This is a genomic window from Blautia ammoniilytica, from assembly GCF_025566965.1.
Lineage (GTDB): Bacteria > Bacillota > Clostridia > Lachnospirales > Lachnospiraceae > Blautia_A > Blautia_A ammoniilytica.
Genome location: NZ_JAOQJL010000017.1, coordinates 6,373 through 22,650 on the forward strand (window position 1 = coordinate 6,373; position 16,278 = coordinate 22,650).

The following is a 16,278-nucleotide window of genomic DNA, read 5'->3' on the forward strand; positions in this document are numbered from 1 at the left end:
AAACAAATGTAAAGGTTATTCAGTCAGTAATGGGACACGTCAGCATTGAGACAACAATGGATATTTATGCGGAAGTTACCGAGATGACAAAGAAGGAAGCATTAGACAATTTATCAGCGAATTTAGATGTATTTTAACAGAGCTTAGAAAAGAGATTTTATAGCTTTTATCGCAGAGTACAGCAGAAGTATGGAAGTACAGCAAAGGTACAGCATTTTCATATTTTATGGTACTCAATCGCACTTGATAATACTTCAAAGTAGGGAAAGCAAACGCTTGTAAACACTGAATAAACGGGCATAATACCGTAAGTCCCGTAGTATTCCCGACGATGAAATCACAGGGTTCTGCAAAAAATGAAGCAAATAATGTAGCTCAGACAGCTGCAGTTGCTCCGGCAGAAGCAAAAGTTGCTGAGAAAGTTGATTTCTCCAACGTAAAGATTGAGCCAATCTTTGAAGAAATGGTAGATTTCGACACATTCAGTAAGTCTGATTTCCGTGCAGTTAAGATTTTAGCTTGCGAAGCAGTACCGAAGTCAAAGAAGCTTCTGAAGTTTACATTAGATGACGGAGAACGCAAAGACCGTGTGATCTTAAGCGGTATTCACGAGTATTACGAGCCGGAAGAACTGGTTGGTAAGACTTGTATTGCCATAGTAAATCTTCCGCCGAGAAAGATGATGGGCATTGATTCCGAAGGTATGCTGATCTCAGCAGTACACGAGGAAGACGGTCACGAAGGACTGAACCTTCTGATGGTAAATGACAGAATCCCGGCAGGTGCAAAGCTCTATTAAGATGATGTAAAGATGTACCGTTTTACAAAATAGACGGGATGTACTTCATTTGATTGATGCAGAAATCGGTGCAAGCAAGAAAAAATCGCATAATTAGCAGAATGAATGGGCAGTCCTGAAATATGGATTGCCCATGTTTAATTGTCTTGCCGTCTGTCCTATTTACCTACCTGCCGTCTGCCAGTGCATAAAAATTTGAAAATAGATTGCGAACAGATTGCAACTTGCAATCAAACAAGATATAATGAAGAAAAAAGAGGCGGTGATATCTATGGCAAGAACAGCAAATATATTTGCACGTGTCGAACCTGAAGTAAAAGAACAGGCAGAGCAGGTGCTTGATAGACTTGGAATTCCAATGTCTAATGCAGTAGGAATGTTTCTGAGACAGATTGTACTCCAGAGAGGAATTCCTTTTGAGATGAAACTTCCAGCTTACGAGGAGCCTGTTGCATATGGTTCTCTGACAAAGGAACAGTTCAATGCAGAAATAGAAAAAGGCATGGGAGATATTAAGGCTGGCAGAACGTATTCAGCAGATGAAGTTGAAGCAGAAATGAAACGGGAATTTGGTATATGAAATATAAAGTGATGTATACAGCAGGAGCAAAGAAAGATCTGCGAAATATTTTCAGATATTCAGAGGAACTGTTAGCACCGGAGAATGCGGCAGGACAGACAGAGCGGATTATGACTGCAATTCGGAAGCTGGATACTATGCCGAACAGAAATCGGCTCTATGAGGAAGAACCGTGGCACAGCAGAGGACTTCGATTCTTTCCGGTGTAATTATCTGGTATTTTACAAAACAGATGATGAAACTGAAATAGTATATGTAGTGCGAATTATGTATGGTGGACGAGATGTTCATAAACAGTTAAGTCAAACAGAAGACGTTTCAGTAAATTAAAACTGAATATGGAACAAAAGCACGAGCAGTTAGTCTATGAATAATAGGTTAGCTGCTTTTTTTATGCAAAAAGGGAGGTGCGGTGTATGAGATACGCACGTAAAGATGTAGAAAAAACAAAGAAAATAGCAAAGTTAATCTGAGAAGTGTTTTTTTCTATATTTTTTTATAGGCATTACCCCATTCGACCATTGAGTCGAGAATAGGTTTCAGAGTAAGTCCAAGTTCGCTGAGACTGTACTCAACTCTTGGGGGAACCTCCGGGTAAACTGTGCGAATAATGAGACCATCATTTTCCATGGAGCGCAAACTATCGGTGAGAACTTTCTGACTGATCCCTTCAAGATTTTTCTTTAATTCATTGAATCGCCAAGGGCGTTCCAGCAGATTTCGGATAATCAGCAATTTCCATTTACTGCCGATGAGCGAAACGGTGGTTGCAACTGTGGAAACTGTCATATTACCATATCTTCCAATGGAGATATTATGGCATGCAGAAGGGTGACAGACAGTAAAGTGGCCAATATTTTTGAAGATCGACTGGCAGACGTCTGGATCTGCCAGATGGAAAAATACAGAGATTACGATAAATTCGAAAAATGCAGTAAGTGTGAACTTAAGGCATGGTGCCGTGGATGTCCGGCAGTTGCCAATGGAACAAGCGGTAACTTTTATGGGGCTGATCCGCAGTGCTGGAAGACAAGAAATGAGATTACCGGAGAGATATTGGAGGAGCGATAAAATGGATTTAGTAACATGTTTGAAAAAAATGAAATTGGTGGGAGTGCTTGCATTCGCAACAGTAGACAGTGAAGGAGCACCACAGATACGGAATATCAGTGCGATTCATTACGAACCGGATGCACTTTATTTTTTCACTGCCAGAGGTAAAAATTTTTGTCAAGAATTAATGGAAGATGGCAGGGTTCAGATTCTTGCTTATACCAAATACAAAGAAATGATTCGTTTGTCAGGAAAGGCTTACGCAGTAGCGGAGAATGAACAGAAAAAATGGATGGATATCATTTTTGAAGAGCAGCCATATCTTGCTAATGTATATCCAGGGGATACAAGAGAAATCGGAATTATTTTCCGTATTGATAAGGCGGAAGTGGAGTATTTTAATCTTGGCGTAAATCCAATTTTCCGGGAGACATATATTCTGGGAAATGTTAGTATAAAAGAAAAGGGATATTACATAACGGAATCCTGTATCGGTTGCGGGACATGTATGAAACATTGTCCACAGAAATGTATTGAGAAGGGAACATCTTTTGTCATCCGGCAGGAGCACTGTCTGCACTGTGGAAACTGTTATGAAAACTGTCCGGTGAAAGCGGTGATCAGGAAATGAATCAGAATGACAGAAGAAAATATTTAATCAAAGGCTTGTTGAAAGAGCGACCAGAGTATGAGAACATGCAGATCCCATCAGATGCAGGCGAGCAGAAAATGTTACTCAGATCGCTTATGAATATAAGAATGCCGGAGGAAATTGATCCTGCATTTTTGCAGATTCAGGATGCGTATCTTTCGGAAGAAAATGAGAAGAAAGGGATTGTCACATTGGAAGATATCAGGGAGGTGCAGCCTGATCTTTATATCTGGAAGGGCGATATTACAAGGCTTGGAGTGGGAGCAATCGTAAATGCAGCCAACAGCGGCATGACAGGCTGTTATCAGCCCTGTCATAACTGTATTGATAATTGTATACATACTTATGCAGGAATTCAGCTTCGGAATTATTGCAATGATATGATGATAAAACAGGGACAGGAAGAACCAACAGGGCAGGCAAAGATTACTCCGGCGTTTAATCTGCCCTGTGATTATGTGATTCATACAGTTGGCCCGATTGTACGAGGAAAACTGACAAAGGAACATGAGCAGTTACTGATATCCTGCTATGAATCGTGTATGAGTATAGCTGATGAGAATGAAGTAAAGAGTATTGCTTTCTGTTGTATCTCAACCGGTGTATTTATGTTTCCAAATAAAAGAGCTGCCGAGCTTGCAGTACAGACGGTAAAACAATATAAAGAAAAGACAAAATCAAAGATAAAGGTGATATTTAATGTTTTTAAAGAGGAAGATGAACAACTCTACAGGCAGTTACTCGGATAAGATACTACAGATAAAAGAAAAAATTGGGGAAGCAGATGCCATTATAATTGGGGCAGGTGCAGGATTTTCCACATCAGCTGGTTTTGTGTATAACGGTGAAAGATTTGAAAAATATTTTTCGGATTTCAGAAAGAAATATGGATTTTCTGATATGTATTCGGGAGGCTTCTATCCATATAAAACATTGGAAAAGCACTGGGGATACTGGTGCAGATATATCTATATTAATCGATATATGGATGCGCCAAAACCGGTATATCAGAACTTGTATGATCTGGTGAAAGAGAAAGATTATTTTGTACTGACGACAAATGTAGATCATTGCTTTCAGAAGGCAGGATTCGCTAAAAACAGAATCTTTTATACACAGGGAGATTATGGTCTGTTTCAATGCAGTGAGCCTTGCCATAAGGAAACTTATGACAATGAAGAAACCATTAAAAAAATGGTACTGAGTCAGGGATTTCAGATAAAAGACGGGGAACTGCAAGAACCGGAAGATGGAGAAATAAAGCTTACGGTTCCGACGGGTCTGATTCCATATTGCCCGCGCTGTGGTAAGCCGATGAGTATGAATCTCAGATCGGATCAGACATTTGTTGAAGATGAAGGATGGCATCAGGCAGCAGAAAGATATGAGAGATTTATACAGGAACATAAAAAGCAGAAAATCGTGTTCCTTGAACTTGGTGTAGGATATAATACTCCTGGTATTATAAAATATCCGTTTTGGCAGATGACAAACACATTTCAATATGCATTTTATGTGTGTCTGAACCAGGGTGAAGCATATGCACCGGAAGAAATAAGGAAAAAATCTGTTTGCATGAATGAAGATATTGGAGAGATCCTGAAAGAACTGTAGACTTGTGATAAAGAGCGGCTTTGAACGGAGCGAATAGTGACACAGTACAGCCTTTCACCAGAAGTTGTGGATCTGATATCATAGACAGAATCTTGTAAGAAGAATGCCGAGGCATTCTTGAATAACCCAAAACTTATATACTTGTACTAATAAGATTTTGCGTGGATTAGGAAAAATGTCTGGTGGAAGTGCAGAAAATACGGTAATGAGTGGAAATCAGTTATTAATGCCCGTTTGATTTGTCGAAAAAATCTCGTTGCGTATTTATGGATAATGAGCTTATAATGAATGTACAGAAAAACAGCAGAAATATTTTCATAAAAATGGGAGTTGTAAGAAATTTCTAATTATGGAAATATACAGGGGAATCTTTATGATCAAACGGAAAGAAGCACTGGAGTTTGGCTTATCATTTCAGGATACATATGAGGAAAGGCCTTTCCATGACCAGACCTGGCAGCTGGTAAGAGTAAAGGAAAGTAAAAAAGCGTTTCTGTGGATTTTTGAGCGTAATGGATATGTTAATCTGAATGTAAAAACAGATCCGGAATGGCGTGATTTTTGGCGAAGTACATATGAAGCAGTAACTGCAGGATACCACCAGAATAAGGAACACTGGAATACCATTGTTCTGGATGGAACAATACCAGATAAAGATATTAAAAGGATGATATCTGAAAGCTATGACTTGGTCACGTACAGCCCAACAAAACGGATTTATGAGGCTGTTAAAAAAATTCCCAAAGGCTGTGTGGCAACCTATGGAAAAGTGGCAGAGATGGCAGGAAATCCAAGAATGTCAAGAGCTGTGGGAAATGCACTTCATAAAAATCCGGACCCGGAGCATATTCCATGCTATCGTGTAGTAAATTCCAAAGGAGAGCTAGCTGGAGCATTTGCTTTTGGCGGCGAAAACGTACAGAAAAAACTGTTGGAAGCAGATGGGATTGAAGTTATCAATGGAAAAGTAGATTTGAAAAAGTACGGATTATAGTACAGCAGCTTCTGTGTACAAAAGAATGAATTTAACCGAATCAAGTAAGTTCCCTGGGGCGGTTGCGAAAAGTAATAAGCAGTTTGTCTATGAAAAATAGGCCAGCTGCTTTTTTTAGCTTTTTTTTATGCCAAAAAGAATTGACAAAGCAGAAGAGCTACACTATAATCATTCTAAAAAGAACGATAAAGGAGCTTCTTGTATAATTCAAATATAAGGAATTCCGAGAAAGAAGGTTGAGAAAAAAATACCTCAGAGTAAAATAAGATTACTGACTTTGGACGGTTAGTAAAAAATCTTATTAAACAGTGAGGTACTTGAAATGAATTATAACACACAGAACGCAAAAATTGCATCTATTACGGAAAAGACTTTAATCGTTGGTATTGATGTGGGAAGTGAAACCCATTATGCAAGGGCTTTTAACTGGCGCAATTATGAGTACTCAAAGAAGCCGTTCGCCTTCAGCAATGATGAAGCAGGATTTTCCTCATTTAAGGATTGGATGGATGATATAGCAGAGAAACATGGGATGAAGGTTGTGATTCCAGGAATGGAACCAACAGGCCACTACTGGCTGAATCTTGGAGCGTACCTGCAGGAACAGGGAATGAAACCAGTACATGTGAATCCACATCATGTCAAGAAATCCAAAGAACTAGATGACAATAATCCGAGCAAAAATGACCGTAAAGATCCAAAGACAATTGCGGGTCTGGTAAATGAAGGAAGATTCTCTTATCCATATATTCCAACCGGGATCTATGCAGAGATCAGAAATCTGTCCAACCTTCGTATTCAGACACAGGAAGAGATTACAAGGATCAAAAACAGAATCGCCCGCTGGTTCAGCATTTATTTTCCGGAAATAAAAGACGTTTACAGGAATCCGGATGCGGTAAGCGGACTGATGGTAATCAAACAGGCACCACTGCCATGTGATATCAAAGAGCTTGGCGTGGACGGAGTGAATAAGATATGGAGAGATGCAAGGCTGAAAGGCGCTGGGATAAAGAGGGCAACGACCCTGGTAACAGCAGCGGAGCACAGCATCGGAAATACGGAAGCACCGAGAAGTGCCAGGAAAGAGATCCGAAACCTACTGAATGACTACGAAATATACAAAAACCGGATGGATGAACTTATGGAAGAGATAAAGGAAACACTTTCTGAGATTCCTTATATAGATAAGCTGATGGAGATCAATGGGATAGGGATAAAGACGGTAAGTTGCGTTATCGCAGAAGTAGGAGACATTGGACGTTTTGATAATCCGAAACAGGTGCAGAAGCTTGCCGGTTATGCCATTGTTGCAGACAGCTCCGGGAAACATAACGGGGCGAGCAGGATCAGCCACAGGGGAAGAAAGCGTTTGAGATATGCATTGTATGAAGCTGCGATATCTGTGATCGGGAAAAATAAAGAATTTAAGGAAATCCATAGTTATTACCGGACAAGGGAGAAAAATCCACTGAAAAAGATGCAGTCAGTGATAGCTGTGGCATGTAAACTGATCAGGATATTTTATACGATACTAACGAAAGGCGTGGATTATGACGGTCAGAGGATGTTAGCTGACATTGTAAGACCTGAAATGCAGTTAGCAGCATAAAGAGAAAGAAACAGTGTATCATGGCCGGTCTGAGCCTTTAAAAGGAAAAGATGAAGGGCTGAGACCAGCCATGATAGCTGGGAGCAGTAAACAACTAGAATGCAACAGGAAAACGTCCACCGAAAGGTGCTGTTGCAGGAAAAAAGTCAGTAATACAACAAACAAAGAATGAGCCAGTAGTCGGCAGGAATACACACCAGAGGGCAAGACCCTGTAGAGGAGCTAAGCTGACACCCTGGTTATGGACAGGCGGGACGAGAGAAGTTAGGACTCAGCACAGACTGATGATCCTGGTAGACATGGGAGGTTCGCTGCCGTAGATGGAGGGATACATACAAGGCCATGTAGAACGAAATAAGAAGACGTTTTACTTTGTGTACCCAAAATCCACTATTTTCGTACCAGATACAGAGAAATGTCCATTCCTATGGCTCTTTCTTCTGAGATATTTATTGATGAAACATTAGAAATTCCTTGATTTTCAAGGAAAAAAGACTTGACTATATAGGGAGGCAGAAGGATGGATCTTATCAAAATCGGAAAATATATTGCAGGCAAACGAAAGTCTTTGGGGATGACACAAAAGCAACTGGCAGAAAAATTAGGTATGAGTGATAAGTCTGTTTCTAAATGGGAGCGAGGAGTTTGCCTTCCGGATGTATCTGTTTATAAAGAACTTTGTTCAATTCTTGGTATTAGCCTCAATGAATTTCTGGCTGGAGAAGATATAGCCCAAGAGAACATGATTCAGAAGTCAGAAACAAATATTATTGAAGTAATCAGAGACAATATAAATAAACAGAAATGTCTGAAAATTATGAAATGTATATTACTAGTTATATCTATTTGTGTTGCATCAATAATCGGATTTACAATATACCATTTTAAAAAACCACAGAATTTTATTTCGCCACTTGCAGAGGATAGTATAGAAATGCAGACGGCAGAATTACTTGCTGGACCGGATGGAGCATTCGTATATAAGTTTATCACAGCGGATAAATATAAAAAACTTAGATTACATATTTATCGATACGAATCAGGGAAATTGAGTGATCAGGACAAAGTAGAAATGGGATTTGAAGATATTCGTTCGCCAAAAAGTGGTGCAATCGTAATGGTGCCTGATTTTGACAATTATGCAATTAAACTAATTATTTCAGGAGATGGTAGTAAGCTGTCAACTGAAATTCCTATTTTAGAAAATGTAGAGGATCGAGAGTACTATGGTAGATCAGCAACTGAAATAAAAAATGTCGTAGACATTAGATACAATGAGCAGCAGCCACTAATTGCTTTTGTTTATGATAACGATGAAATGAGTGTTCCAACTTTAGACGATTTTATAAATAACCAAACAGATTATCTTTCAAAAAATGATTATGTGTATTATGTGGCATTTGAGTTTTGTAAGTAATAGACATATACATACGGAGAAGTAATGACAATAATGGCTCTGACCAGGGAGATATGGAGCAATGATTATTTTGCGATGGATGAATCAATTAAAAAGCACAAAGAGAAAAATGACCTGTTTTGTTTTCTTGTTTGCTAGGAAAGAAGGATAGAGGATACATTATTTTCCGGTGAATCGAAAAATATAGAGTACAAAGTTACCTTGCCAGATAAAAGTGAAAAGTACATGAAAACAATCGTAGCTTTTGCCAATACACAGGTTGGCAGGCTGATTGTAGGAGTAGATGATAAAACACACCAGATTGGGTGAAAACAACGTCAATCCCAAAGTTATGCAGTATGTGATGGGGCGCTGGATGTCCAGTGGATATACGTTTAGCGCCGACCGTAGCGGAGCGAAGGCCATTCAGATGCACAGATCACAATGAATGTTTATAATCACATTACAGAAATGTCTCATGTGGAGAATGAGATGTCTAAAATGAACTTGCCAGAAACCGTACCTGCTGTGGTATAAACCAGAAGTCATTGTTGTAAAATGTGGTAAGAAAATCAGACGAATATATCAGCTGGGAGATGACTCCCACCTCTATAGGTGGTGAGCAACAAGCTGGTATTAGTGGTGGGAGTCAATCCCCCAGCTGATATAGCCTCCGGCAGGATTGCAGAGGTGCGCAGGAGAAGTATGTCATGCAATTGCATGACGCGCACCTCGCAGCAAGAATGCCGAGGCGTTCTTGAATTTTCCAAGATTTTGTTGTAAAAATGTGGTCAAACCAAGAAACCTCCGTGCGAAAGAGAATGTTACGCCATGCATGGCTCGTAGAGTTCACACAATCTTCACAAAATAATTAGCACTCACCTCTTGACAGTGCTAATAGCATGTGTTATATTACACATAGAACAAAGGAAGAGGATAAAAAGAGAACAAAGAAATAGGTTCTATGAGATCCAAACAGATACCCGAGTTCCAAAGAAACAGGTAAAAAACATAAATGTATAATAAAAAAGGAGAGATGACTTATGTTAATGCCTAGCGTTTTTGGAGAAAACTTATTTGATGATTTCTTTAATGAATTTCCATTCTATTATGATGATAAAGCACTGAAAGATACAGAGAAGAAGCTGTATGGCAGGAAAGCTAATCACGTAATGAAGACAGATATCAGGGAATTGTCTAATGGCTATGAATTGATGGTAGATCTGCCCGGATTTACAAAGGATGAGATCAAGGCTTCTCTGGAGAATGGATATCTGACCATCAGTGCTGAGAAAGGTCTTGATAAGGATGAACAGGAGAAGGAAACCGGACGTTACATCCGTAAGGAACGCTATGCCGGAGCCTGCAGCAGAAGCTTCTATGTGGGTGAGGATGTAGACCAGGAGGATGTAAAAGCTGAATTTAAACATGGCATCCTGAAATTGTTCGTTCCGAAGAAGGAAGCAAAACCGGAAGTAGAAGAAAAGAAACATATCGCCATTGAAGGCTGATATTTTTAATATGGGGTGTGCACCATTGGGTGCATGCCCTTTTTTTATAAAAACGCTCCGCAAGGGTGCCTTCAGTGGAGAAGATCGCTTATAATAGATGTTGTGTGAACAGTAACGATGTTGTACTGGCTGGAGGGCAAGCTTTAGGCACAGGGTTGACGGAATAGCTTTTTTGCTTTATTCTTTCCTTATTGATTTATGCGCAGAAGAGATGATAGAAACGGCAAAAGGAAAGATGGAATCATACCATGAATTATATTGTGTTTGATCTTGAATGGAATCAAAGTCCGGATGGGAAAAAATTTGAGAATGCAAGACTACCATTTGAGATTATTGAGATAGGGGCTGTAAAGCTTGATAAAGATAAAAATATCATAGACAGTTTTCAACGGTTGATCAAACCGCAGGTGTACAACTGGATCCATGACAGTATCCATGAGGTGATCCATGTAGATTATAAAGATTTGACAGATGGCCTGCCTTTTCCGCTGGCAGTGCGGGAATTTCTTCAATGGTGCGGAAAGGATTATGCCTTTTTTACCTGGGGCAATCAGGATGTTATGGAGCTGCAACGTAATATGAAATATTATAATATGCTGTCACTGATCAAAGGTCCTGTTACTTATTATGATGTACAGAAGCTATACGGGATCTGTTATGAGGAAGACGGCGAGAGACGAGCACTGGAGACCGCAGTGCAGCAGCTGAAGATCAAAAGCCAGATGGAATTTCACAGGGCTGTTGCAGATGCATATTATACAGCATATGTGCTTCAGTATATTGATGATAATTGTATCCGTCAGAATCCATCCCTGGACGTTTACCAGAATCCAAAGTCAAGAAAAGAAGAAGTTCATATGGAATATTCCATGTGGAATAAGTATGTTTCCAGAGAGTTCTTTTCCAGAGAGCGAGTGATGAAGGACAGGGAGGTTTTAAGCACCTGCTGTCCTGTGTGCCATTGTCCTGCCAGACGGAAGGTACGATGGTTCATGAATAATAATTCGAAGGTTTATTATTGCCTGGCAGTTTGCCAGGAACATGGAACCATAGAGGGAAAGATCCGTATACGGAGAACAGAAGAAGATAAATATTTTGCTGTGAAAACTCTATACCGGGTAGGTACAGAAGAGGCGGAGAAAATCCGTGAAAAACGGGATTCTCTCCGCCTGAAGCGACAGTTAAAAAGAAAGCAGGAGGTCCGATAGGACCTCTTTTTCATATTGTACACCCCATCCTACCAGCTGACCGTTATAATAATAGCTGCTGTTTAAAAGAAGAGGACCGGCAGCGTTGGAGCCTAAGCCCTGCTGCTTTTCCAGGGCAGATACATCTGTTCCCTTGGGAACGGTAACATATACAGTTCTGGTATAGGGAAACGGGCAGGTATTGCCATTATTTTGAAGAATATATTTGTCGCAGGCAAGATCCGCAGTAACTACAGGGGTCTTATCCTGTTTCAGATTGATCTTCTCAAAATTGCCAAACCCATAATCCAGCAGGGATGCTGTATCAGACCAGCCACCGTTAATGGTACCCATAACCACCACCAGAAGGGTCATATTCCCCCGTTTGGCATAAGTAACAAGCGTATTTCCTGCTGCTTCCGTGTATCCGGTCTTGCCGCCAAGAACACCTTCATAAGCATAGTCACGGCCTTCCATCATTTTGTGATGGTTCAGGAGATAACGGGTTTCCTCGAACTTGTTGGTAGGAGGAATCTCGAAGATCTTCCGTGTAACGTATTTGCGGAACAGTGGATTGTACCAGGCTGCCCGTGAGATCTTAGCCATATCATTAGCAGTGGTAACATGATTCTCATCCGGAAGACCGTTAGGATTGTTAAAGTGAGTATTAGTACAGCCAATTTCCGCTGAACGGGTATTCATAAGCTCTACAAACTTTTTCACAGAACCGGAAACAGATTCTCCGATAGCCAGGGCAATTTCATTGGCTGATTCCAACATCAGAGCCATCAATGCCTGATGGACAGTAAAGATCTCGTCAGTATCTGCGTAAATACTGGAATCGCCGGGGGAGATGCCATGTGCAGCAGCTTCTGACATCACCAGCTTGTTCTGTACACTTAAGTTCTCACAGCCAAGAAGTGCTGTCAGGATCTTGGTAATGCTGGCTGGGTACATTTTCTCGTCCGGATTTTTGGAATAAAGGATGGCACCGGTGTACACGTCCATCATCACTGCAGAACGGGCTTCCACCTGGGGACCCTGTGGCCAGCCGGGGATGGAATTGCTTTCCGGGGCAGCATAATAGGCCTCTGTGTGAGGATCCGGTGTAGGCGTGGGGGATTCAGCAGCAGATTCTCCTTCTTCGCCAAAGGCAAATGCAGGCTGTGTGACAAGCATTCCGGCAGATAAAGTGATACATAAAAGACGTTTTAATATTTTTTTTCCTGATTTAACCATAAAAATTCCTTTCATCTTAGCTTACAGGTTAGCATTTCCGAAATTTTGCTTCATTATAACACTTTTTTTCAGTAAAGAACAGGTGGAAAACTTGCCTAAAAAGTCTTGACACAGGGAATTTCATGCACTTATAATAGAAAAGCATATGGAAAAACCATGATGGAGACAGTAAGCGGTATTGAAAGCTTCAGCGAGCCGGGGAGGGTGGAAGCCTGGTGTGAGTCAGATATAGCAGAAGATCACTCCGGAGTTGCGTCCCTGAGGGTGTCTGGCAGCAGATACAGGTAGGGGATGACGGATTTCCCACGTTAACGGGAACGGGTATCGGGCATATGGCCCTGTACATTGTAACAGGTGGTATTACGAGAGCACTTCGCCTTCGTCCTTTTACGGGCGGAGGCTTTTTAAGTTGTAATAAGAGGCTTTTTTGAAGTTCCCTGTTACACATTTCTCAAGGATGAGCAAAAGGAGGAAATGCGATGTATCAGAAAGTAGATACGAACCTGAACTTTGTAGACCGGGAAAAAAAGGTTGAAAAGTTTTGGAAAGACAATGACATTTTTGAAAAAAGCATGGAAAACCGTAAAGAGGGACCAACATATACTTTTTACGACGGACCGCCAACAGCCAACGGAAAGCCTCATATCGGACATGTACTTACCAGAGTTATCAAGGATATGATTCCAAGATATCGGGCAATGAAGGGCTACATGGTTCCAAGAAAGGCAGGCTGGGATACTCATGGACTTCCGGTAGAACTGGAAGTTGAGAAGAAGCTGGGGCTTGATGGAAAGGATCAGATCGAGGAATACGGAATTGAGCCTTTTATCAAACAGTGTAAAGAAAGTGTATGGAAATATAAGGGAATGTGGGAGGATTTTTCCTCTACTGTAGGATTCTGGGCTGATATGGAGCACCCTTATGTTACCTATGAAGATAATTATATTGAGTCTGAGTGGTGGGCATTAAAGCAGATCTGGGACAAAGGCCTGTTATACAAAGGATTTAAGATCGTGCCTTACTGTCCAAGATGTGGGACACCGCTTTCCGCTCAGGAGGTTTCCCAGGGCTATAAGCTGGTAAAAGAGCGTTCTGCTATTGCAAGGTTTAAGGTAAAAGGTGAGGATGCATACTTCCTGGCATGGACCACAACTCCGTGGACTCTGCCATCCAACGTGGCTCTTTGTACAAATCCTCAGGATACTTACTGCAAAGTAAAGGCAGCAGACGGTTATACTTATTATATGGCAGAAGCACTGCTGGATACTGTTCTTGGCAAGCTTGCCACAGAAGAAGCACCTGCTTATGAGATCCTTGAGAAATTTACAGGAAAAGATCTGGAATATAAAGAGTATGAGCCGCTGTTTGACTGCACCGGTGAATACGTGAAAAAACAGGGCAAAAAAGCTCATTACGTTGTATGTGATGATTATGTATCCATGAGTGATGGTACTGGTATCGTTCATATTGCGCCTGCTTTCGGTGAAGATGACAGCCGTATTGGACGGAACTACGGGCTTCCGTTTGTACAGTTTGTAGACGGTAAAGGCGATATGACTGCAGAAACTCCCTATGCAGGAGTATTTGTTAAAGATGCAGATCCTATGGTTCTGAAAGATCTGGATAAAGAGGGCAAGCTGTTTTCAGCACCTAAGTTTGAGCATGATTATCCTCATTGCTGGCGTTGCGATACACCGCTGATCTATTACGCAAGAGAATCCTGGTTCATCAAGATGACTGCAGTAAAGGATGACCTGATCCGCAACAATAATACCATCAACTGGATTCCGGAAAGCATTGGAAAAGGTCGTTTCGGTGACTGGTTGGAGAATGTACAGGATTGGGGCATCAGCCGTAACAGATACTGGGGAACACCTTTGAATATCTGGGAATGCCAGTGCGGACATATGGAGTCTATTGGCAGCCGTCAGGAGTTATTTGAAAAGACAGGGGATGAAAGAGCTAAGACCATCGAGCTCCATCGCCCATACCTGGATGATCTGACCATGAAATGTCCGAAATGTGGCGGTACCATGCATCGTGTACCGGAGGTAATTGACTGCTGGTTTGATTCCGGAGCAATGCCGTTTGCACAGCATCATTATCCATTTGAAAATAAAGAGCTTTTTGAACAGCAGTTCCCGGCAGACTTTATTTCCGAGGCTGTTGACCAGACAAGAGGATGGTTCTATTCCTTACTTGCAGAGTCTACCCTTCTGTTCAACAAAGCACCCTACAGGAATGTAATCGTTCTTGGCCATGTGCAGGATGAAAATGGACAGAAGATGAGTAAATCCAAAGGAAATGCAGTAGATCCTTTTGATGCACTGGAAACATACGGCGCAGATGCGATCCGCTGGTATTTCTATATCAACAGTGCACCATGGCTGCCAAACCGCTTCCACGGCAAAGCAGTGCAGGAAGGTCAGCGTAAGTTCATGAGCACTCTTTGGAATACCTATGCATTCTTTGTATTGTATGCAAACATTGACGAATTTGACGCAACGAAGTATACTCTGGACTATGATAAGCTCTCTGTTATGGATAAATGGCTGCTGAGTAAGCTGAATACGGTTGTTAAGACTGTAGATCAGGATCTGGCAGACTATAAGATTCCGGAAAGTGCAAGAGCACTTCAGAACTTTGTAGATGAAATGAGTAACTGGTATGTAAGAAGAAGCCGTGAGCGTTTCTGGGCAAAAGGAATGGAGCAGGATAAGATCAATGCTTACATGACTTTATATACAGCTCTTGTGACCATTTCCAAGACAGCAGCTCCTCTGATCCCGTTTATGACAGAAGATATTTATCAGAATCTGGTAAGAAGTATTGATAAGACTGCACCTGAGAGTATCCATCTCTGCGACTTCCCTACAGTGAAGGAAGAGTGGATCAATAAGGAACTGGAAGATAACATGGAAGAAGTGCTGAAGGTGGTTGTTCTTGGCCGTGCCTGCAGAAATACTGCAAACATCAAGAACCGTCAGCCTATCGGTACCATGTATGTGAAGGCTCCAGAGAAGATGGATACATTCTTTACTGATATTATTGCAGATGAACTGAATGTAAAAGAAGTAAAATTCACAGATGATGTGGAATCCTTTATTTCCTACAGCTTTAAGCCACAGCTTCGTACGGTTGGACCGAAATACGGCAAGCTTCTGGGCGGTATCCGTAAGGCACTTGCTGAGATCAACGGAAGCAAGGCAATGAATGAACTGAAGACCAATGGTGTTCTTGTTCTGGACATCGACGGAAATAAGGTTGAACTGACAGAGGAAGATCTGCTGATCGAGACTGCCCAGACAGAGGGCTATATGACAGAGACAGACGGCGATACAGCAGTTGTACTGGATACCAATCTGACTCCGGAACTGCTGGAGGAAGGTTTTGTACGTGAGATCATCAGCAAGATCCAGACCATGCGTAAAGAAGCAGGATTTGAGGTTATGGATAAGATCCTGGTTTATGCAAAAGATAATGATAAGGTTATGGATGTGATGAAAGCGCATCAGGATGAAATCAAAGGCGAGGTTCTGGCAGATCAGATCATTCTGGGCGAAGTTCAGGGTTATACAAAAGAGTGGAATATCAATAAAGAGCAGGTAACGCTGGCAGTAGTTAAAGTACAGGAGGATTAA

At 41.3% G+C, this 16,278-nt stretch carries 14 protein-coding genes and 3 pseudogenes; 15 read left to right on the forward strand and 2 right to left on the reverse strand.

Going from position 1 to position 16,278, the window contains the following annotated elements; genetic code table 11:
• The 4 genes and pseudogenes from OCV61_RS18795 to OCV61_RS18800 form a co-directional block, all read left to right on the forward strand.
• Window positions 1-137 (forward strand): annotated as a pseudogene (locus OCV61_RS18795) (site-specific integrase); the annotation flags it as partial.
• Window positions 138-316: 179 nt separating this feature from the next.
• Window positions 317-799, forward strand: a pseudogene (gene metG, locus OCV61_RS09665) (methionine--tRNA ligase subunit beta); the annotation flags it as partial.
• Window positions 800-1,070: 271 nt separating this feature from the next.
• On the forward strand, window positions 1,071-1,379 hold the full coding sequence (locus tag OCV61_RS09670; RefSeq protein WP_158421683.1) for a type II toxin-antitoxin system RelB/DinJ family antitoxin: 309 nt from the start codon (window positions 1,071-1,073) through the stop codon (window positions 1,377-1,379).
• Window positions 1,376-1,709, forward strand: a pseudogene (locus tag OCV61_RS18800) (type II toxin-antitoxin system RelE/ParE family toxin). The gene OCV61_RS09670 and the pseudogene OCV61_RS18800 overlap by 4 nt, the downstream one beginning before the upstream one ends.
• A gap of 156 nt (window positions 1,710-1,865) precedes the next feature.
• Here the strand turns inward: OCV61_RS18800 and OCV61_RS09680 are convergent.
• Complete coding sequence (locus OCV61_RS09680; RefSeq protein ID WP_158421632.1) at window positions 1,866-2,168, reverse strand: winged helix-turn-helix transcriptional regulator; 303 nt, start codon at window positions 2,166-2,168, stop codon at window positions 1,866-1,868.
• A 27-nt stretch (window positions 2,169-2,195) separates the two neighbouring features.
• On the opposite strand from OCV61_RS09680, the gene OCV61_RS09685 reads away from it, so the two are divergent.
• The 10 genes from OCV61_RS09685 (at window position 2,196) to OCV61_RS09730 (ending at window position 11,419) form a co-directional block, all read left to right on the forward strand.
• On the forward strand, window positions 2,196-2,450 hold the full coding sequence (locus OCV61_RS09685) for a hypothetical protein (protein WP_262582775.1): 255 nt from the start codon (window positions 2,196-2,198) through the stop codon (window positions 2,448-2,450).
• 1 nt (window position 2,451) lies between these two features.
• On the forward strand, window positions 2,452-3,063 hold the full coding sequence (locus OCV61_RS09690) for a 4Fe-4S binding protein (RefSeq protein ID WP_158421633.1): 612 nt from the start codon (window positions 2,452-2,454) through the stop codon (window positions 3,061-3,063).
• Window positions 3,060-3,833 (forward strand): protein-ADP-ribose hydrolase, encoded by a 774-nt coding sequence (locus OCV61_RS09695; protein ID WP_158421634.1) that lies wholly within the window; start codon window positions 3,060-3,062, stop codon window positions 3,831-3,833. The genes OCV61_RS09690 and OCV61_RS09695 overlap by 4 nt, the downstream gene beginning before the upstream one ends.
• Complete coding sequence (locus OCV61_RS09700) at window positions 3,784-4,698, forward strand: SIR2 family NAD-dependent protein deacylase (protein WP_158421635.1); 915 nt, start codon at window positions 3,784-3,786, stop codon at window positions 4,696-4,698. The genes OCV61_RS09695 and OCV61_RS09700 overlap by 50 nt, the downstream gene beginning before the upstream one ends.
• 373 nt (window positions 4,699-5,071) lie before the next feature.
• Window positions 5,072-5,692, forward strand: coding sequence for a methylated-DNA--[protein]-cysteine S-methyltransferase (locus OCV61_RS09705; protein ID WP_158421636.1), 621 nt, complete (start codon window positions 5,072-5,074; stop codon window positions 5,690-5,692).
• 322 nt (window positions 5,693-6,014) lie between these two features.
• Window positions 6,015-7,304: an IS110 family RNA-guided transposase gene (locus tag OCV61_RS09710; protein ID WP_158421637.1), complete on the forward strand. Its 1,290-nt coding sequence runs from the start codon at window positions 6,015-6,017 to the stop codon at window positions 7,302-7,304.
• Between the two features lie 520 nt (window positions 7,305-7,824).
• On the forward strand, window positions 7,825-8,721 hold the full coding sequence (locus OCV61_RS09715; protein WP_158421638.1) for a helix-turn-helix domain-containing protein: 897 nt from the start codon (window positions 7,825-7,827) through the stop codon (window positions 8,719-8,721).
• Window positions 8,722-8,946: 225 nt separating this feature from the next.
• Window positions 8,947-9,030, forward strand: coding sequence for an RNA-binding domain-containing protein (locus OCV61_RS18805; RefSeq protein WP_262582780.1), 84 nt, complete (start codon window positions 8,947-8,949; stop codon window positions 9,028-9,030).
• 713 nt (window positions 9,031-9,743) lie between these two features.
• Complete coding sequence (locus tag OCV61_RS09725; protein ID WP_158421640.1) at window positions 9,744-10,211, forward strand: Hsp20/alpha crystallin family protein; 468 nt, start codon at window positions 9,744-9,746, stop codon at window positions 10,209-10,211.
• A 248-nt stretch (window positions 10,212-10,459) separates the two neighbouring features.
• Entirely contained in the window at window positions 10,460-11,419 is a 960-nt protein-coding gene (locus OCV61_RS09730) for a 3'-5' exonuclease (protein ID WP_158421641.1), read from the forward strand.
• On the opposite strand, the gene OCV61_RS09735 is transcribed toward OCV61_RS09730, so the two are convergent.
• The gene (locus OCV61_RS09735; RefSeq protein ID WP_158421684.1) at window positions 11,393-12,637 is read right to left on the reverse strand and encodes a D-alanyl-D-alanine carboxypeptidase family protein; all 1,245 of its coding nucleotides are present in this window, start codon (window positions 12,635-12,637) and stop codon (window positions 11,393-11,395) included. The genes OCV61_RS09730 and OCV61_RS09735 overlap by 27 nt on opposite strands.
• Window positions 12,638-13,116: 479 nt before the next feature.
• Between OCV61_RS09735 and ileS the strand changes: the two genes are divergently transcribed.
• Complete coding sequence (ileS, locus tag OCV61_RS09740) at window positions 13,117-16,278, forward strand: isoleucine--tRNA ligase (protein WP_158421643.1); 3,162 nt, start codon at window positions 13,117-13,119, stop codon at window positions 16,276-16,278.